At 70.6% G+C, this 18950-nt stretch carries 18 protein-coding genes; 6 read left to right on the top strand and 12 right to left on the bottom strand.

Annotated elements, in window-relative coordinates:
- Positions 1-92: 92 nt before the first annotated feature.
- From ACLKM7_RS05910 to ACLKM7_RS05925, 4 genes are read left to right on the top strand one after another with little or no spacing between them, the layout of a single operon-like run.
- A complete protein-coding gene (locus ACLKM7_RS05910) occupies positions 93-719 on the top strand; it encodes a glucose-6-phosphate isomerase family protein (protein ID WP_436446230.1) in 627 nt (208 codons plus the stop codon).
- Positions 716-1354: a bifunctional 4-hydroxy-2-oxoglutarate aldolase/2-dehydro-3-deoxy-phosphogluconate aldolase gene (gene eda / locus ACLKM7_RS05915; protein WP_436446231.1), complete on the top strand. Its 639-nt coding sequence runs from the start codon at positions 716-718 to the stop codon at positions 1352-1354. The genes ACLKM7_RS05910 and eda overlap by 4 nt, the downstream gene beginning before the upstream one ends.
- A 19-nt stretch (positions 1355-1373) precedes the next feature.
- A complete protein-coding gene (locus ACLKM7_RS05920) occupies positions 1374-2339 on the top strand; it encodes a shikimate dehydrogenase family protein (protein WP_436446232.1) in 966 nt (321 codons plus the stop codon).
- Complete coding sequence (locus tag ACLKM7_RS05925) at positions 2336-3259, top strand: NAD(P)-dependent oxidoreductase (protein WP_436446233.1); 924 nt, start codon at positions 2336-2338, stop codon at positions 3257-3259. The genes ACLKM7_RS05920 and ACLKM7_RS05925 overlap by 4 nt, the downstream gene beginning before the upstream one ends.
- Here the strand turns inward: ACLKM7_RS05925 and ACLKM7_RS05930 are convergent.
- Positions 3237-3923, bottom strand: a complete 687-nt coding sequence (locus tag ACLKM7_RS05930; RefSeq protein WP_436446234.1) for a DNA-3-methyladenine glycosylase — start codon at positions 3921-3923, stop codon at positions 3237-3239. The genes ACLKM7_RS05925 and ACLKM7_RS05930 overlap by 23 nt on opposite strands.
- A gap of 74 nt (positions 3924-3997) precedes the next feature.
- Between ACLKM7_RS05930 and ACLKM7_RS05935 the strand changes: the two genes are divergently transcribed.
- Positions 3998-5722, top strand: a complete 1725-nt coding sequence (locus ACLKM7_RS05935) for an MFS transporter (protein WP_436446235.1) — start codon at positions 3998-4000, stop codon at positions 5720-5722.
- Here ACLKM7_RS05935 and ACLKM7_RS05940 read toward each other — a convergent pair.
- The 7 genes from ACLKM7_RS05940 to ACLKM7_RS05970 form a co-directional block, all read right to left on the bottom strand.
- On the bottom strand, positions 5670-7088 hold the full coding sequence (locus tag ACLKM7_RS05940; RefSeq protein ID WP_436446236.1) for a hypothetical protein: 1419 nt from the start codon (positions 7086-7088) through the stop codon (positions 5670-5672). The two genes, ACLKM7_RS05935 and ACLKM7_RS05940, sit on opposite strands and share 53 nt — an antisense overlap.
- Entirely contained in the window at positions 7078-7845 is a 768-nt protein-coding gene (locus ACLKM7_RS05945; protein ID WP_436446237.1) for a TIGR03943 family putative permease subunit, read from the bottom strand. Before ACLKM7_RS05945 ends, ACLKM7_RS05940 begins: the two co-directional genes overlap by 11 nt.
- Complete coding sequence (locus tag ACLKM7_RS05950; protein WP_436446238.1) at positions 7838-8908, bottom strand: permease; 1071 nt, start codon at positions 8906-8908, stop codon at positions 7838-7840. Before ACLKM7_RS05950 ends, ACLKM7_RS05945 begins: the two co-directional genes overlap by 8 nt.
- Positions 8895-9308 carry a Fur family transcriptional regulator gene (locus ACLKM7_RS05955; RefSeq protein ID WP_436446239.1) on the bottom strand — a complete coding sequence of 138 codons (414 nt, stop codon included), beginning with the start codon at positions 9306-9308 and terminating at the stop codon, positions 8895-8897. The genes ACLKM7_RS05950 and ACLKM7_RS05955 overlap by 14 nt, the downstream gene beginning before the upstream one ends.
- Before the next feature lie 152 nt (positions 9309-9460).
- A complete protein-coding gene (locus tag ACLKM7_RS05960) occupies positions 9461-10342 on the bottom strand; it encodes a metal ABC transporter permease (protein WP_436446240.1) in 882 nt (293 codons plus the stop codon).
- 13 nt (positions 10343-10355) lie between these two features.
- Positions 10356-11177, bottom strand: coding sequence for a metal ABC transporter ATP-binding protein (locus ACLKM7_RS05965; RefSeq protein WP_436446241.1), 822 nt, complete (start codon positions 11175-11177; stop codon positions 10356-10358).
- Positions 11174-12244: a metal ABC transporter solute-binding protein, Zn/Mn family gene (locus ACLKM7_RS05970; RefSeq protein ID WP_436446242.1), complete on the bottom strand. Its 1071-nt coding sequence runs from the start codon at positions 12242-12244 to the stop codon at positions 11174-11176. The genes ACLKM7_RS05965 and ACLKM7_RS05970 overlap by 4 nt, the downstream gene beginning before the upstream one ends.
- Before the next feature lie 118 nt (positions 12245-12362).
- Between ACLKM7_RS05970 and ACLKM7_RS05975 the strand changes: the two genes are divergently transcribed.
- Positions 12363-14117: a glycosyltransferase gene (locus tag ACLKM7_RS05975; RefSeq protein ID WP_436446243.1), complete on the top strand. Its 1755-nt coding sequence runs from the start codon at positions 12363-12365 to the stop codon at positions 14115-14117.
- Positions 14118-14127: 10 nt separating this feature from the next.
- Here the strand turns inward: ACLKM7_RS05975 and ACLKM7_RS05980 are convergent, their stop codons facing one another.
- The 4 genes from ACLKM7_RS05980 to ACLKM7_RS05995 all read right to left on the bottom strand — a co-directional run bounded on the left by ACLKM7_RS05980 (position 14128) and on the right by ACLKM7_RS05995 (position 18876).
- On the bottom strand, positions 14128-15507 hold the full coding sequence (locus ACLKM7_RS05980) for a dihydrolipoamide acetyltransferase family protein (protein WP_436446244.1): 1380 nt from the start codon (positions 15505-15507) through the stop codon (positions 14128-14130).
- A gap of 15 nt (positions 15508-15522) precedes the next feature.
- Positions 15523-16488, bottom strand: coding sequence for an alpha-ketoacid dehydrogenase subunit beta (locus tag ACLKM7_RS05985; protein WP_436446466.1), 966 nt, complete (start codon positions 16486-16488; stop codon positions 15523-15525).
- A gap of 83 nt (positions 16489-16571) precedes the next feature.
- Positions 16572-17666, bottom strand: a complete 1095-nt coding sequence (locus ACLKM7_RS05990; protein ID WP_436446467.1) for a thiamine pyrophosphate-dependent enzyme — start codon at positions 17664-17666, stop codon at positions 16572-16574.
- Positions 17667-17763: 97 nt separating this feature from the next.
- A complete protein-coding gene (locus tag ACLKM7_RS05995) occupies positions 17764-18876 on the bottom strand; it encodes a histidinol-phosphate transaminase (protein WP_436446245.1) in 1113 nt (370 codons plus the stop codon).
- Positions 18877-18950 lie beyond the last annotated feature (74 nt).

An 18950-nucleotide genomic window follows, 5' to 3' on the forward strand; every position in this document is an offset into this window, starting at 1 on the left:
GTCGCGATAGTGAAACTACAAGATTGGGCGTTACGTCACGATTCTAGGCCGAAGATTCCGTTCGGGTGGTCCAGTTCATGTAGTCTTACTACATGGCTACGCATGACCTGGGCGTTCTGCCCGCGTTCGACCTGGACATCCCCACGCTCCTCGACATCTCTCGTGAAGGCGGCATCGGAGGGCGCACGAGACGCTACGAGAAGTTCGCCGGAGATATGGGTGGGGTCTACCGCGACGGCGACGCGTGGCGGATGGATGTCGAGGCGCGCGGATCCGATCGGCTCGTGTACTGGGTCGACGACCACCGCTACCAGGAGGGCCCCGGAGCCCTCGTTGTGGGCACGAGCACTCTGCTGCCCGGACGCGTGGGCGACGAGTTCGCATTCACCCGCGGTCACCTGCACGAGGTCGCCGACCGCGCTGAGCTCTACTACTGCCTGAGGGGGCGCGGTGTCCTGCTGCTCGAGACCATCGATGGTCGCAGCGAGGCCATCGAGCTCACTCCCGGCAAGGCAGTCGACGTCCCAGGACACTGGATCCACCGCAGTGTGAACGTCGGGGACGAGCCGTTCGTGACGCTCTTCTGCTACGCCGCCGATGCGGGGCAGAATTACGCGATCATCGGTGATGCGAATGGCATGAAGAGCCTGGTGGTGACCGACGGCGCCGGCGGCTGGACCACGGTCCCCAACTCCGACCACCGGGGGTACCGCGCGTGAGCGCGGTGTTCGAGACGATCCGAGGCATCGGAGTCGTACCCGTCGTCGAGATCGAGAACCCCGACGACGGCGTGCCGCTCGCGCGTGCGCTGCGTGCCGGCGGTATATCGACCATGGAGGTGACTTTTCGCACTGCGGCCGCCGCGGAGGCGATCCGCCTGGTGAAGGCCGAACTCCCCGACTTCGTCGTGGGCGCCGGCACGCTTGTCACGCCCGCCGACGTGGCCCAGGCGGTCGCCGCCGGCGCGGCTTACGGGGTGTCGCCCGGCTTTCGGGCGGACCTCTCCGCAGCCGCTGCTGCCGTCGCCCTGCCCTTCATCCCCGGCGTCATCACGCCGTCGGAGATCCTGGCCGCGGTCGATGCAGGTCACCGGCATCTGAAGTTCTTCCCGGCAGCGCATTACGGCGGAATCGAGACCCTCCGCTCGCTCGCGGCCCCGTTCTCGCGCCTGAGTGTCAGTTTCATGCCGACGGGCGGCGTGCGCGCCGCGACGCTCGCCGACCATCTCGCTCTGCCGCACGTCTTCGCGGTGGGGGGCACGTGGATCGCCTCTCGCGCCGATGTCGTCGGAGGGCGATTCGGCGAGATCGAACTGGCCGCACGCGAGGCCCGCACCACCCTTGACGCCCTCTGACCCGGACCAGGAGACGCATATGCCTCGCACATACACGTGGGACACCCTCGAGCCCGCCGAGACCCCCACCTTCTACTTCATCGGAGTGACGACCGACCGTTCATCGATCCGCAAGGTCTTCCCGCTGTGGGCGGCGCACCTCGGGCTCGGCGACGTCGAGATGGTCGGGATCAACTTGGGGCTGCATGCGCCGGCCGACCACTATCGCACCGTTGTGGAGTTCCTCAAGGACGACCCGCTGAGCCTCGGCGCCCTGGTCACGACCCACAAGCTCGACCTCTACAGCGCGGCTCGTGACCTCTTCGACGAGATCGACCCGCTCGCCGAGCTGATGGACGAGGTCAGCTGCCTCTCCAAGCGCGACGGGCGCCTCCGCGCCCACGCCAAGGATCCGATCACGGCTGGTCACGCACTGGAAGCCTTCATCCCAGTGGGCTACTTCGCCGAGAACGAGGTCGATGTCGTGGTGTTCGGCGCCGGCGGGTCGGCGATCGCGATCGACTGGTACCTGAGCCGTACCGAGCGCGGCGTCGACCGTCCGCGGCAGGTCACCGTGACGAACCGCAGCCTCCCGCGCATCGAGACGCTGCGCGCGGTGCACGACGCGTCGAACACCGACACACGACTCGAAACGCATCTCTGCCCGGCGCCGGCCGACAATGACGTCGTCATGGCGGCCGCGCCCGCCGGGTCGATCGTCATCAACGCAACGGGTCTGGGCAAGGACGCACCCGGTTCGCCGCTCACGTTCGACGGGGTGTTTCCCGAGCGCGCGCTGGTGTGGGAGCTGAACTACCGCGGAGACCTGGTTTTCCTCGACCAGGCGCGCGCGCAGGAGCGCGAGCGATCGCTCACAGTTGTGGACGGCTGGGTCTACTTCATCCACGGGTGGACGCAGGTGATCGCCGAGGTCTTCGACATCGAGATCGCCCCGTCCAGCCCCGCGTTCGACGAACTCGCGGCGATCGCCGAGTCGGTCCGATGAAGATCCTCGTGACGCCGCGATCGATCACGACACGCCCGCTCGACGACGTGCCCGAACTGGACCCGCTGCGTGCACGCGGCTGGACGCTCGTCGCCGGTCCTGCCGGCCGCCTGCCGACCGCCGACGAGCTTGCCGCACTGCTGCCGGGTGTCGACGGCTGGGTGTGCGGAGTGGAGAATGTCTCGGCAGAGACTCTCGCCTCGGCCGACCGGCTGAAGGTCATCGCCCGCAACGGCGTCGGGGCCGACGCGATCGACACGGATGCAGCGGCAGCCCGCGGCATCGAGATCGCACTCGCCCGAGGCGCCAATGCCAACGGCGTGGCCGAGCTGGCCGTGGCGCTCATGCTGAGCGCCTTGCGGGACATCCCGGCGACCGACGCGGCGCTGCACGGCGGCGACTGGAGACGACGCCTCGGCAGTGAGCTCGCAGACTGCAATGTGGGCATCGTCGGCTACGGCGCGATCGGACGCATCGTTTCACGTCTCGTGCGCGCCTTCGGCGCTCGCGTGTTCGCGTACGATCCCATCGCCGATGTGAGCTCTGACGGCGCTGAGGCGGTATCCCTCGCCCAGCTCTTCGTGAAGAGCGACATCGTGACACTGCACTCCCCGCCCCCGCAGAGCGGTCACGCGCTCGTCGACGCGGCGCTGCTGGAGTCGATGCCTCGGGGCAGCGTGCTCGTGAACACCGCCCGGAGCGCCCTCGTCGACACCGGTGCGGCGCTCGACGCGCTTCAGTCCGGTCGTCTCTCGGCCTATGCGGTCGACGCATTCGACCAGGAACCCCCAGTCCTCGACGAGCTCCTGCGTCATCCACGCACGATCATGACCGCGCACCTGGGCGGCTATACGGACTCGAGCACCCGACGGGCGACCGAGCAGGCGGTCGCCAACGTCATCTCTCGGCTGACGGCTTAGCCGCGGCTTGCGCTCCGCGTCCCCAGCGGAACGGCGACACCGTCGGGTCGCCGGGCACCCAGTACCGCCACGGGAATGCCGCGGTTCCCGCGACGCCCGCCACGCCGACGCGCGGACCGGACGCGATGTCGGCGAGGGGATCGGCGAGCAGCTCCAGTCGCGCCACGGCGCCGTGCCACGGGGCCGACGTGATCGCGTCGATGCCGTCGTGGATCGGATGCCGCAGCCCGACCGCGTCGCCGAGGCGGCCGGGTCCGCGCGCGAGATCACGAGCGTTCCGGGCTGCGGGCCGGCGGCGGGCCGCGGCATCCGTCCCCTCGATGACCTGGCCCGCGCGCAGCAGGATTCCGCCGGCGACCCCCTCCGGACCGCACACCACGTTGACGCAGGAATGGATGCCATGACTGAGGTAGACGTAGAGGTGACCGGGTTCGCCCCACATGGTGGCGTTGCGCGGCGTCGGCCCCATGCGCGCGTGCGAGCCGGGATCTGCCGTCGGACCGGTGCCGAGGCCGTGGTACGCCTCGACCTCGGTCAGGCGCACCGTCACCGTCTCGCCGGCGACGACCGTCGTCAGATGCGCGCCGAGCAGCTTCGGCGCGACGTCCGAGGGGAGGCCGGCCAGGTCGGCGCGGGTGGCAGCACGCAGCACGGACCCGGGCATGCCGCGAGTCTACGCAAGCGATCTCACCCAGATAGGTCTACGCCACCGACGCACCCCGCGAGTAGCCTTCGCCCATGAAGCGGTGGTTCGTGCTGGTGCTGCTCGGCGTCTCGCAGTTCGTCATGGTGCTCGACAGCACGGTCATGAACGTCTCGATCTCGACGGTTGCGGCCGATCTCGGCACCGACATCTCGGGCATGCAGGCGGCGATCACGTTCTATGCCCTCACCATGGCGGCGTTCATGCTGACCGGCGGCAAGATCGGCGACAAGTGGGGGCGCAGCCGGGCATTCCGCATCGGATCGGTGATCTACGGCATCGGATCGCTCACGACCGCCCTCAGCCCCAACCTCACCGTGCTCATGCTCGGCTGGTCGCTTGTCGAAGGTCTCGGCGCGATCCTCGTGATTCCCGCGATCGCGGCGTTGGCGGCGATCAACTACCTCGGACGAGAGCGGGTGATCGCGTTCGCCGTGCTCGGCGCGATCACCGGCTTCGCCGCGGCGGCGGGCCCACTCATCGGCGGCCTGCTGACGACATATTCCTCCTGGCGGTACGTGTTCGTCGGCGAGGCCGTGGTGATGGTCATCGTGCTCGTGCTGTCAGGCCGGATCAAGGACACCGCGGCGGACCGCACGCTGAAGATCGACCTGCTGAGCGTGGTCCTCTCGGCCGCAGGGCTGGCGATCCTGGTCTACGCGATCCTCCAGAGCAAGACGTGGGGCTGGATCGTGCCGCTGAATCCGCCTGAGATCGCCGGAGTGACGATCGCACCGTTCGGCGTCTCGCCGGTGGCCTACCTCATCGTCCTGGCGATCGTCGTGCTGTGGCTGTTCATCCTCCGACAGCATCACCTCGAGAAGGTCGGAGCGGTTCCCCTGCTCAAGGTCGGGCTGCTGCGCATCACCGCACTCCGCAGCGGCCTGACGATGTTCCTGGCGCAGTACTTCGCGATCGCGGCGCTGTTCTTCGTCGTGCCGGTGTACCTGCAGACGATCCTCGGCTATGACGCGCTGCAGACGGGCCTGAAGATCCTCCCGCTGTCGGTCGGGCTGATCATCTTCTCCATGCTCGGCTCGCGCCTGTCGACGGTCCGATCGGCGCGCCACATCGGCCGCGTCGGACAGTTCACCCTCGCCGTCGGCCTGTTCCTGGTGTTCGCCGCCGTGCAGCCGGAGCTCGCAGGGTGGCTGTTCGCATCGGGCATGTTCGTCGTGGGCGCCGGTTTCGGGTTGCTCGCCTCCCAGCTGGGGAACGTCAACATGTCGGCGGTGGACAGCGCAGACACCTCCGAGGTGGGCGGGCTTCAGGGCACCTTCCAGAACCTCGGCTCGTCGTTCGGCACGGCCGTCGTCGGGTCCGTCTTCGTGCTCATGCTGACCTCGGGTTTCACCGCGGCCGTCGCCGAGAGCGACACCCTGCCCGCCGACGTCCGCGATCGCGTCGTGGCCGCGTCGTCCACCGGCGCGCCGATCCTGTCGCAAGAGCAGGCCGAGCAGGCGATGACGGATGCCGGGCTCCCGAGCGAAGCCGCGCGTGAGGTGGCCCAGGCCTACGCCGATTCGCAGGTCGAGTCGCTTCAGCAATCGCTCTTCCTCGTCTTCATGCTGACTGTCCTCGGGCTGATGCTGGCCCGAGGACTTCCTGCCCAGATCCCCGTCCCGGAGGCGAAACCCGTCGCCGGGGGTGAGGATCCTGCGCCGTCGACGCGACGGGCGAAGCGGGCGGCGGCCGCCACTCCTCCGGTCAGCTCGGCGGAACCTGGCACCACGAGATCGCGGCGCCGTTCAGAGCGATGACCGGTTCGCCGTCCGAGACCTGGAGCACGCGCGTCTCGGGCCGTTCCGGCAGCGGCAACTGGTACGTGTCGTAGCTGTTGGACACCGCGTCCGGCGCGACCAGCGCCGCGACGTAGCGGGCACTGGGCGATACGCACACCTGCAGCACGGCATCCGTCTCGGCGATCTCGGTGAGCATGCGCGTCTCGCCGTCCGCGCCGACGAGAGCGACCGACGTGCGCCCGGTCGGCACGCCGCTGTCGAGAACAGCGGCGGTGCGGATCGTCGAGCCGTCCGGCAGCGGCGTCACCGAGCTCACGCCGCCGAGGTCGGTGCCCGGAGCGACGAGCGGCTCCTCGCTCGCGTCGGTGAGGTCGACCACCGCCGTCTGCTCGGCGCGGTCCACGACGGCCTCGCTCGAGCCGCGCGCGATGCCCTCGATCGTCATCGCCGTTCCCAGTGCCGTCGCCCCGTCGCCGCCCGACCCGATGAGCAGCAGCGACCCGTCGAACGAGAGGAGCAGGATGCTGTCGGTGTCGGGCACGAACCGCCATTCGGCCACGCGGGGGTCGGCGCCTTCCACGGCGATCTCGGCGGGGGCGGCATCCGGATCCTTCAGCGACGCGGTGTAGAGCCGGCTCTCGCGTCCGGACTCTGCAGTGAGCTGGGCGTCGGAGAAGGTGTACCCGATCAGCTCGCCGCGGTCGGCGCTCTGCAGGTTCGAGACGAAGCCGTCGCCCGGCAGCCCGAGTTCGCGCTCGTTCGAGCCGTCGAGATCGGTCACGATCAGGCCCGGGCCGTCGTCGTCGGTGCGCACCGAGACGACGAGGTGCGACGCCGTGGCGCGGAAGTCCTCGATGTGCCCGTGGCTGAAGACGGGCACCGCGTTCTGGCCGGTGAGGTCGGTGCGGTAGATCAGGTCGCCGCCGTCCGGGGCTCCGGTCCGCTGCAGCAGGAACATGTGCGCCGCGGGCGTGCGGAAGGTCTCGGCGATCGTCGCCGCCGGACCACCGGAGACCGAGGCGACGTCGGCGATCTCGACGGTGTACTCGGTGTCGTCCCACAGCGGCAGCGTGAAGCGCACTCCGATGCTGCGGCCCGACGTGTCGACCTCGAACGGGGCCGCGGGCGTGACCGTCACCTGAGACGGGTCGACGTCGGCCAGCGTCTGCGACGTGGTGACGATGAGACGGGATCCGGATGCCTCAGCCGCGGCAGCCGGATCGACGGACACGTCCGTGATCCGAGGACCCTGCGCGACGCTCGCCGCGGCGCCCGCGAGTCCGAGCACCATGAGCGCGCCCACGACGATCGCAAAGGCGCCCGCGAACGCCCGGCCCCTCCGCCGCCGCGATCGCGCGCGACGCGAGCCGGCGTCAGTACTCATAGGGATCCTCGGGCTCGGGGATCGACTGCACCGACGCCGCGTCGATGGCGAGGCGTCCGTCCGATGAGGAGCGCACGGTGCCCGTGATCGTGACCCACTGGCCGGTGTCGGGCACGGCTGCGGCGGCGAGCACCGGCACGCTCGCCGGCTGCGCGTCGATCACGCAGTGGGTGATGACGAGCCGCGTGAGGTCGAACCCGCCGTCCTCCGCCGGGGTGACGAACCCTGTGAGCTCGACCGGATCGCCGTCGAACGCGTCGGGGTTCGTCGCGGTCGCGAAGGCCGTCGACCACTCGCCGACGCCGAACGAGGCGGTGTCGCCGGTCGAGGCGAGCTGGATGGTGTCGGCGCCGCCGAACAGCGGCGTCGCGCCCACGTCGCGCGACATCGCGAGTTCGGCCGACAGTGACGCGGGCGGCAGCACGAGCGCGAGAACGACGACCCCGGATGCTGCGACCCCGCCCACCACGCTGGCCCCGACGGCCGCCGGGTGCCGAGGGTGAGCGTGCGACGGCTCTTCGGCATTCACGTCGCCGTGGTCGTGGCCATGGTCCGCCTCGGCGCCGAGCGGGAGCGCGAACGACGCGACCGTGCCGACGAGGACGAGCACCGCCATCGACGCCGCGAACCATGCCGAGTCGGGGTTGATGTACAGCCCGAGCCGGCCGGTCACCGCGAGCGAGATGGTGACGACCGCCAGCGCCGCGGCGAGTCCGACGCCCAGCCACCGTGTGCCGACGAATCCTGCGTTACGCAAAGAGATTCACCGCCGTCCCGATGGCGAAGGCGGCGAGCACGACCACCACGACGACGCCGCCCAGCGTCCGCCACGTGAAGGTGGTGCGCATGAGGGCGAGCATCTTGACGTCCACGAGCGGCCCGACGAGCAGGAACGCGACGATCGAGCCGGGCGTGAACGTCGAGGCGAACGACAGCGCGAAGAACGAGTCGACGTTCGAGCAGATCGACACGACCATCGCCAGCGCCATCATCGCCACGATCGACAATGCGGGGTTCGAGCCGATCGCGACCAGCGCCTCGCGCGGGACGAGCACCTGCACCGCCCCCGCGAGCGCCGAACCGATGATGAGGGCCGGCATGACGGCCCGCAGCTCGATCACGAATTGCGCGATCGTGCGGCGGCCGCGGCCTCCGGGTTCGTGCGTCACGAGGGCGCACGTGTCGCGGAAGCGGTCGGTCAGCAGGGCATCGGGAGACGGATGCCGGCTGTACAGCCAGCCGATGAGGTTGGCGATCGCATACCCACCGAGCAGCCGTGCGATCAGCACGCCGTCGCTGAGGCCGAAGGCCTGGTGCGTCGTGATGATGACGATGGGGTTCACGATCGGCGCCGCGATGAGGAAGGTCAGGGTCTCGGGCACCGAGAACCCGCGCATCAGCAGGCCGCGCGCGAACGGCACGTTGCCGCACTCGCACACCGGCACGATCATTCCCAGGAGCGACAGCACCGCACGTCGTGCCCACGCACGGCGCGGCATCCACCGTTCGATGACGCCCGGCGGCACCCACACCTGCACCACGATCGACAGCACCACCCCGAGCGCCACGAACGGCAGCGACTCGATGAGCACGCTGATGGCGAGGGTCAGTCCGTCCTGCGCGCGCGTCGGGAGCGGCGCGGGGAACAGCTGCGGGGCGAGCCAGTCGACGAGGAAGAGTCCGGCGACCACGAGCAGGCCGGCCACGACCCACACCAGAGTGCGGGCCGGGGACGAGGGCCGTGCCGCGGCATCCGGAACCGTCTCGTGACGGTGGGTGCGAGCGCGACCGGCCGGCGGGCGGGGGTCAGTCCGCGTCACGCTTCTCTTCCCGGGCCGCCGCGCAGGACGCGCACAGCCCGAAGATGTCGACGATGTGCTCGGCGTCGCGGAAGCCGTGCCGCTCTGCGGTGCGCTTGGCCCACTGCTCGACGTCGGTCGCCTCGATCTCGACCGTCAGCCCGCAGGAGCGGCAGATCAGGTGGTGATGGTGGCCGCTGCTGGCACACGCGCGATAGAGCGCCTCGCCGTCGGGGCTCTGCAGCGAATCGGCGTCGCCCTGGGCGGCGAGCCCGGCGAGTGCGCGGTAGACCGTGGCCAGGCCGATGCCGGTGTTCTCGTCGCGCAGGGTCGCGTGCAGAGACTGTGCGCTCACGAAGCCACGGGCGTCGCCGAGCGCTTCGCGCACGCGTTCGCGCTGCCAGGTGTTGCGCTGGACCATGCCCGGGAGTCTACTGGCGTGTCCTGGACGTCGGCCGGGCGTGGTTCGGGCGCCTCTGGTGTTTCCGGCCCTGACCTTCAGGTGGCGCAACACGCGGGCTCACGACGCCGATGCCGCGTGTTGCGACACTCGAACGGCCGGGCCACCGCGGCTCAAGCGGCGACGGCCGTGGGCGCCTGAGCACGGGTGACACGGCCTCGGCGGGCGCCGATCGCGCGGCACACCAGGTAGATCACGAACGAGATCGTGGTGATGTACGGGCTCACCGGCAGCGTGCCCATGATCGCGAGGAGGATGCCTCCGACGGCCGACACGAAGCCGAACAGTGCCGACAGCAGCGGCACCGACAGCGGACCCGATGCGACGCGCATCGCGGCGGCGGCGGGCGTGACCAGCAGCGCCATCACCAGCAGCGCGCCGATGATGTGCACCGCGACGGCGACGATCAGTCCGAGCAGCAGCATGAACGCCAGCGACACCGCGGTCGTCGGCACTCCCCGCGCCGCGGCGGACTGGGGGTCGAGCGAGTCGAATCTCAGCGGGCGCCAGATGAGCAGCAGCCCGAGCAGCACAACGGCGCCGATCGCGATCAGCCAGCCCAGCTGGCCGGACTGCACCGACACGATCTGCCCCGTCAGCAGGCTGAACCGGTTGGCGCTGCGGCCGTCGTAGAGAGACAGGAACAGGATGCCGAGACCCAGGCCGAACGGCATGAGCACGCCGATGATCGAGTTCCGGTCGCGGGCACGCGCGCCGAGCCATCCGATGATCGCGGCGGCCACGAGCGAGCCGACGATCGAGCCGGTGACGACGTCCCACCCGATGAGCAGCGCCGCAGCGGCACCGGCGAACGAGAGCTCGCTGATGCCGTGCACCGCGAAGGCCATGTCCCGCTGCATGATGAACACGCCGATCAGCCCGCCCACGAGCCCGAGCACGGCTCCGGCCCACACCGAGTTCGACACGAGCGCAAGGATCTCGCCGTAGTACGGCAGGCCGCCGAACATCGCGTCGGCGACGTCGTCCCCGTTCACTCGTGCGCCCCGTTCATTCGTGCACCTCGTCGTGATGGTGGTGGGATGCCTCCGCATCCGGCGCCCCCACGACCACGAGCCGGTCGCCCGCCCGCAGCACGAAGACGTGGGCGCCGTAGAGTGCGGTCAGGACGTCCGAGCGCAGCACCTCCTTCGGGGTGCCCAGCGTGAAGCGTCCGTTCGCGATGTACAGGATGCGGTCGACCTTGCCCAGCAGCGGGTTGATGTCGTGAGTCACCAGCAGTACGGCGGCATCCTTCTCGCGCCGGTGCCGGTCGATCAGACCGATCACCGCCTGCTGGTTGGCCAGGTCGAGGCTCGTGAGGGGCTCGTCGCACAGCAGCAGACGCGGGTCATCGGCGAGCGCCTGACCGGCGCGCAGCCGCTGCTGCTCACCGCCCGAGAGCTGCCCGACCGGACGATCCGCGAACGCCCTCGCGCCGACGGCGTCGATCAGCTCGTCCACGCGGGCACGGTCGCCCCGGCGCGGGATCGGCAGCCCGAACCGGTGGCCGTCGACGCCCAACGTCACGAGGTCGCGGCCCCGCAGCGCCGTGTCGCGCGGCAGCGGGCGGGACTGCGGGATGTAGCCGATGCGGCGGCTGCCGCGGCCGCGCACCTCGGTTCCGAGGACCTTGATGCTGCCGCGCGAGAGGTCGTCGAGGCCGAGAATCGCGCGCAGGAGCGTCGTCTTGCCCGACCCGCTCGGCCCGAGCACCGCGATCAGCTCGCCCGCGTGGACATCGAGATCGAGGCCGGACCACAGCTCGCGGTCGCCGCGCCGCAGCGCGGCATCCCTGATCGTGAGGATCGGCTCGCCGGAGCCGGCGGTCACTCGTCCAGCGCCGCGCTCAGCGCCTCGATGTTCGCCTGCATCCACGAGATGTAAGTCTGGCCCTCCGGCAGCGTTTCTGAAAACGCGATCACGGGGATGCCGCCGGCCTCGGCCGCATCCACGATCTGCGTCGTCTCGGCGCCGCCGGTCTGCGTGTTGGTGATCACGACGCCGACGTCGCCCGATTCGATGAGGCCGAGGGCCTCGAGAAGCGTCGCGGGCGCGACATCCTGCCCCTCCTCGACGGCCTCGCTGAACGCCTCGGGCGTCACGTTCTCCAGGCCGGCGGCAGCCGTCAGGTACGTGGGCACCGGCTCGGTGACGAAGACATGTGCGCCCTCGTGGGCTGCGGCGATCTCGCCGAGCGAGCCCTCCAGCCCCTCGATCTCGGCGTAGAGCTCCTCGGCGTTGGCGGTGAACGTGTCAGCATCGTCGGGGCTCAGCTCGCCGAGCTCCTCGGCGATGGCCTCGCCGACGTGGGCGACGGTGTGCGGGTCGTACCAGACGTGCTCGTTGAAGCCCTCGACGTGCTCGTGCTCGTGGTCGTGGTCGTGACCCTCCTCGGCGTGCTCCCCCTCGGCTTCGCCGTCGGTGTGCTCGTCTTCGCTGTGCTCGTCGGTCGTGGGATCCGCGTCACCGGCGTGCTCTTCCTCGGCATGCTCGTCCTCGTGACCCGCGTTCTCGGGCCAGTCGTGCGAGAACTCGACGGCGGTGATCACGTGGGCCTCGCTGCCGCTCGACTCGATGAGCGCGTCGATGAACGAGTCGTACCCGCCGCCGTTCTCGATGATGAGATCGGCATCGGCGACGGTGAGCTGGTCGCGGGCGCTCGGTTCGAACGAGTGCGGATCCTGCGAGTCGCTCGTGACGATCGACGTCACCTCGACGAGGTCTCCGCCGATCTGCTCGGCGATCTGCCCGTACACATTGGTCGACGCGACCACGCTCAGGCGCCCGTCCGAACCGCTGTCGCCGCCCGCCGCCGGGGTGCCGGCACACCCGGCGAGGGTGACAACGGATGCCGCGGCCAGGCCGAGCAGGGTCAGGGAGCGTCGATTCGGGGTCATGCCGCCAGTCTAACGCTATTGATAATCGTTCTCGACGCGGCGGTCCGCTCGCGGCTCTCTCGCCCCGGAAAGTCAACCCCCGGTTGACGCCACGCTGCGCCGCTTACCGTGTCGTGTCATGACGGACGAGTTCGACGACCCCGCGACCGGCGAGGCTGAACTGCCGCGCCGGCGCCAGCTCGCGGTCACGTGGGGGATCCCCGACCAGTACGGCGGCATGACCGCGGCGCTGCTGCACCGTTCGCGCGCGTTCGTCCGGCGGTCCGGCGCCGCCGTCGACATCCTCACGTTCGAGTCTCGCCCCGACTACGAGGACGTGCGGCAACGGCTGCGGGCGCAGGGTGAGCTCATCGACGGCATGCGCCTGCGCAACATCTACGAGGACTTCCGCGCGGCGGCGCGGGCGCCGGTCGATGTGCCCCGGCGGACCGGGTCACGGTCGCGGCCGCACGACGAAGAGACGGCCACCGTCGCCGGATCCGTACGCCGGTGGCGCAGAGGCGAGGCTGACGAGCGGGTCGAGCACCGTCGATCGGACGGCAGCCTGGCGGTGCTCGAAGAGCAGCGCCGCGGCGGCCGGCTGATCACGTCATTCGACCGAGCCGGCCGCCCCACCGGTCAGTGGACGTCGGCGTCGGCGTTCCGCTTCGCATGGATCGACGACGTGCTCGGTGCGGACGAGGCCGTGGTCATCGCCGACAGCAAGACCGTCGCGCGCTTCCTGCAGCGGTACCGGCGACCGAACATCGCCCTGATCCACATGGTGCACGGATCCCATCACGACTCCCGCGGCCGGCTCACCGCGTCGCGCCGGCCGATCTTCGAGAATCTCCACCGGTGGGATGCCGTCGTGTTCCTCACCGCCCGCCAGCGCGCGGCGGCCGCGGCGCTGCTGGGCGACACCGGCAACCTGCACGTCGTGCCGAACGGCGTGACGCTGCCGGAGCGGATGCCGCGACTCCCGCGCGACCGCCTGCACGGCGTCATCGTGTCGAGGCTCAGCGGCATCAAGCGCCTGGACCACGCGCTCCGGATCATCGCGGCCGTCCGAGAGCTCGGCATCCCCGTGACCGCTGACATCGTCGGCGAGGGCGCTCAGCACGCGCGCCTCGAGGCACAGGCGAAGGGCCTCGGCGTCGCGGGTGCCGTGCGATTCACCGGCTACGTGCCCCGGGCCGCGGACCTCTACGCCCGCGCGTCGTGGACGCTGCTCACCAGTCGGTCGGAGGGGGAGTCGCTGAGTCTCGTCGAGGCGATGGCGGCCGGCTGCCTCCCGGTGGCGTACGACATCCGCTACGGGCCCGCCGAGGTCATCGCCGACGGCCGCAACGGCCACTTGGTGCCCGACGGCGACGTCGATGCGGCGGCGCGTGCTCTCGTCGCACTGTGCGTGCTCGACGACGACGCCCTGGCCGCCGCCCGCCGAGCCGCACGCCGCACGGCGCAGCAGCACGACGACGAGGCCACCGTCGCACGCTGGGCGGCGGTGCAGCGAGCAGCCGTCGGCCGTGCCGCGCTCCGCGAATCGCTCGACGACACCGCGCTGCAGCGGGTGCGCGTGCGGCGCCTGCGCGGGCGCCTGCTCGTGACCGCGCGCGTGCCGTCGCGGCGCCGTCGCGCCCGCGTCGACGTCCGTCTCTCGACGCCCGAGCGCACCGCGGCTCTGGCGACCATGCGGCGGTTCGGGCGATGGCGCTTCGTGCGGCTCGACCGGCAAGGCTCGGAGCAACTGGGCGGCGTCGAGGCGAGCGACACCGTCCGGACGCGCTTCCTCGTGCATGTGGACGGTGCGGTGATCGCGGTGGACGCCGGGTCGCGGCATCCGGATCACCGCTCGCTGGTGCGCCGCGCAGCCGATCGCCTGCGGCGCTGACCGCGGTTCGTCAGTCCAGCAGCAGCGCGGGCTCCTCGAGGATCGAGGCGACGTCGGCGATGAACCGCGACATGCCGTCGCCGTCGATCACGCGGTGGTCGAACGACCCCGACACCGTCGTGACGAAGCGCGGGCGCACCTCGCCGTCGACGACCCACGGCTTCTGGCGGATCGTGCCCATCGCGACGATGCCGGCCTCGCCGGGGTTGATGATCGGTGTGCCGGCATCCATCCCGAACACGCCGATGTTGGTGATCGTGATCGTGCCCCCCTGCTGGTCGGCGGGCGTGGTGCGGCCCTCGCGCGCGGTGAGCGTGAGCTTCTCGAGCGCGCGGGCGAGGTCGCGCATCGACAGATCCTGCGCGTCCTTGATGTTCGGCACGAGCAGGCCGCGCGGCGTGGCAGCGGCGATGCCGAGATTGACGTACCGGCGCACCCGGATCTCGGCGCCGCCCTCGGCGTCGACCCACGCCGCGTTGACCATCGGCGTGCGGCGCGCCGCCCAGATCACGGCACGCGCCATGATGAGCAGCGGCGAAACCTTGACGTCGGCGAAGTCCGGCGACGCCTTCAGCCGCTTGACGAGCTCCATCGTGCGCGTCGCGTCGACGTCGGTCCACACCGACACGTGCGGCGCGGAGTAGGCCGACTGCACCATGGCCGACGACGTCGCCTTGCGCACGCCCTTGACCGCGATCGTCTCCTCGCGCCCCTCGGCGTCTGGCGCGGGCGTCGCCGGGGCCACGGTGGCGCGCCCGGTCGGGCCGGTCGGGCGCTGCGGCGCCTGCACCGGGATCCTCTCTTCACGCACGTCGCCCCACTCGGGAGTCTCGATGTTGCGGAACACGCTGGCCTGCGACGCGTGGCGCACCACGTCGTCGCGCGTGACCTCGCCGGCCGGACCGCTCGGCGACACCGCGGCGAGCTCGACGCCGAGGTCGCGCGCGAGCTTGCGGATCGGCGGCTTGGCGATGACACCGACGGATGCCGCGACCCGCTGCGCGTCCGGAGCCGCGGTCTTGCGGCGGCGCGACTGCACGTGACCGCCGGTGCCGTAGCCGACCAGGACCGCGCCCTCGCCGGCATCCGCAGCCGACTCGGGCTCGCCGTGCTCGGACTGTCCGACGGTGGCCGGGCCCGCGGGAACCGTCGTCGATGCGATCGTGATGATCGGCGCCCCGACGTTCACCGTCTCACCCTCGGGTACGAGCAGCTCGCCCACCGTGCCCGAGAACGGAGAGGGCAGCTCGACGAGCGACTTGGCGGTCTCGATCTCGACGAGGACGTCGTTGACGCCGACCGCGTCGCCCGGGCCCACGCGCCACTGCACGATCTCGGCCTCGGTCAGTCCCTCGCCGACATCGGGGAGGAGGAAGGTCTGCGTGGTCATGTCGTTCCTCACGGGTCAGTAGGCGAGGGCGCGGTCGACGGCCTCGAGAATGCGGTCGGCGTCGGGGAGGTAGGTGCCCTCGAGCTTGGCGGCGGGGAAGGGGGTGTCGAAGCCCGACACGCGCAGGACGGGGGCCTCGAGCGCGTAGAACGCGCGCTCCATGACGGTCGCGGCGACCTCGGACCCGAGTGACGTGAAGCCGGGCGCCTCCTGCGCGTAGACCATGCGGCCGGTGCGGCGCACGGAGTCCAGGATCGGGCCGTAGTCGACGGGCGACAGCGAGCGCAGATCGACGACCTCGCACGACGTGCCCTCGGACTCGGCCAGCGAGGCGGCCTGCAGCAGCGTCGTCACCATCGCGCCGTGCCCGACGAGCGTGACGTCGGTCCCGCGGCGCACGACTCGCGACGCGTGCAGCGGCAGCGCGCGGGCCGACGTGTCGACCTCGCCCTTCTGCCAGTACTTGGCCTTGGGCTCGAGGAAGATCACGGGATCGGGCGAGGCGATGGCGTCCTGGATCATCCAGTACCCGTCGTTCGGCGTCGAGGGGCTCACGACGCGCAGGCCCGGAGTGTGCGTGAAATACGCCTCGGGGCTCTCCTGGTGGTGCTCGATCGCGCCGATGTGCCCGCCGTACGGAATGCGGATGACCACGGGCATCTGCAGCGCGCCTTCGTGCCGGTTGGTGATCTTCGCGAGCTGGGATGTGATCTGGTCGAACGCGGGGTACACGAAGCCGTCGAACTGGATTTCGACCACCGGCCGGAAGCCCGCCATCGCCAGGCCGATCGCGGTGCCGACGATGCCTGACTCGGCCAGTGGGGTGTCGATCACGCGTCGCTCGCCGAACTCGGCCTGCAGACCCTCGGTCACGCGGAACACGCCGCCCAGCTTGCCGATGTCCTCGCCCATCAGCAGCACGCGGTCGTTGCTCGCTAGGGACGCTCGCATGCCGGCGTTGATCGCGCGGCTGAGCGGCATGGTCTGCACGTCGGGCGTCTGCGAGGCCGCGTCGGCGCCTTCCGTCTCGCTTCTCTCACTCAGCGACCGGGTGCCGGTGTCGGTCACGATGCGCCTCCTTCGAAGGATGCTTCGTAGTCGGCGAGCCAGCGGCGCTGCTCGTCGATGAGCGCGTGGTCCTCCGAGTACACGTGCGCGAACATCGCCTCGCGGTCGAGCCCGCCCAGCGCATTGGTCCGCGTGCGGACGTCGTCGGCGAGCGCCTCGGACTCGGCTTCCACGTCCGCGAAGAAGGCCTCGGACGCGCCTCGCGCGAGCAGGTACGCCCTCATGCGCGCGATCGGATCGCGCCGGCGCCACGACTCCTCCTCGTCGGAGGTGCGGTACTTCGTGGGATCGTCGCTCGTGGTGTGCGCGCCGAGTCGATAGGTCATCGCCTCGATCGCGCGGGGCCCGGAGCCGGAGCGCGCCTCGTCGAGCGCCCGACGGGTCACCGCCCAGCTCGCGAGAACATCGTTGCCGTCGATGATAATGCTCGGCATGCCGTAGCCCTCGCCCCGCTTGTACAGCGGGGAGCGGGACTGCGTGGCGACCGGAACCGAGATGGCCCACTGGTTGTTCTGCAGGAAGAAGACCTCGGGGGTCGCATAGCTCGCCGCGAACACCATCGCCTCGTGCACATCGCCTTGGCTGGATGCGCCGTCGCCGTAGTACACGATCACCGCTTCGTCGCGCTCGGGGTCGCCGGTTCCGCAGCGGCCGTCGAAGACCAGTCCCATGCCGAAGCCGGTGGCATGCAGGGTCTGCGCCCCGAGCACCAGCGTGTAGATATGGGTGTTGCCGTTCTTCGAGTCGAAGGGATTCCAGCCGCCGTGCGTGAGACCACGCATAAGGCGGATGATGTCGATCGGGTCGACGCCGCGGATCTTCGTCACGACGTGCTCGCGATACGACGGGAAGATGTGGTCCTGCGGGCGGGCGGCGTGCGCTGAGCCCACCTGAGCGGCCTCCTGGCCGTAGCTCGGCGGCCACAGCGCGAGCTGCCCCTGGCGCTGCAGGTTGGTCGCCTGCACGTCGAACGCGCGGATGACGGCCATGTCGCGGTAGAACTGCTCGAGATCGGCGTCATCGAGCCCGTTCACGAGCTCGAGGTAGGGCTCGGCGGCGGCACTGGGAGCGAATGTGCCGTCCGCCTGCAGGAGGCGGACGAGGTTAGGGTCCTCGCGCGGCGCGCCCGCGGCGCCTGGAGCGGTTGTGGGGACAGTCGTCGCCGACTCTTCAGGAGGCGTCACCGTTCTACGCTAGCCCGCGCCCCGAGTGACCCTGTGGGAGGTCCTTCACAACGGATGCCGCGATCCGTAGGACCTTCTCGACAGATTCCTCTTCGCCGACGGAGATCCGGATGCCGTCACCGGCGAACGGGCGGACGATCAGGCCGGCGGCGTCGAAGGCCGCCGCGACCTCGATCGTCTCGTCGCCGCTGGGCAGCCACACGAAGTTGCCCTGCGCCTCGGGAATCCGCCAGCCCGCTGCCCGCAGCGCGGCGGCGAGGCGGTCGCGGCGCTCCGCGATCGTGCGCACGCGCTCGATCAGCTCGGCCTCGGCGTCGAGGCTGGCCAGCGCCGCCTCCTCGGCGTGCGCCGTGACCGACAGCGGGATCGCGGTGCTGCGCGCCGCGTCCAGCACGCGCGGGTGCCCGATCGCGTAGCCGACCCGCAGCCCCGCGAGCCCGAACGCCTTCGAGAAGGTGCGGAGCACCACGACGTTGGGGTGGGCGCCACCGGCGAGCACGCGAGCGCCGTCCACCGCGTCGGGCGCCGTGACGAACTCGGCGTACGCCTCGTCGAGGATCACCAGCACGTCCGACGGCACCCGCTCGACGAACGCCTCGAACTCGGCCTGGGTGACGATGGGTCCCGTCGGGTTGTTCGGGGTGCACACGATGACGGCGCGCGTGCGCCCGGTGATGGCTGCGGCCATCGCGTCCAGGTCGTGCCGAGCGTCCGGGGTGAGCGGCACCTGCACGGCCGTAGAGCCGGCGACGACAGCGAGCCACGGATACGCCTCGAACGAGCGCCATGCGTAGATGACCTCGTCCCCGGGTCCGGAGGTCGCCTGCACGAGCTGCGCGAGGATCGACACGCTCCCCGCGCCGATGTGCACGCCGTCGACGTCTACCCTGAAGCGCTCGGCCAGGCGGGCGCGCAGGCGGTTGGCCGCGGCATCCGGATACCTGTTCAATGCGCTCGCGGCCTGCACGCGGGCGAGGACTCCCGGCAATGGATCGAACGGGTTCTCGTTGCTCGACAGCTTGAACGCCTCGGCGCCGGCCTGCTTGCCCTGCTTGTACGGGGGCAGCGCGGCGACCTCGGCGCGCACGCGGACAGGGATCTGTGGTGCGTCGGTCACGCCCCGAGTCTAAGAGCGCGGGACGGATGCCGCGCGCCCTTCCGGGCTGTCGCACCGGCGTGCCAGACTGACGC

This window comes from Microbacterium sp. I2 (assembly GCF_051364985.1).
Taxonomy (GTDB): Bacteria; Actinomycetota; Actinomycetes; order Actinomycetales; family Microbacteriaceae; genus Microbacterium.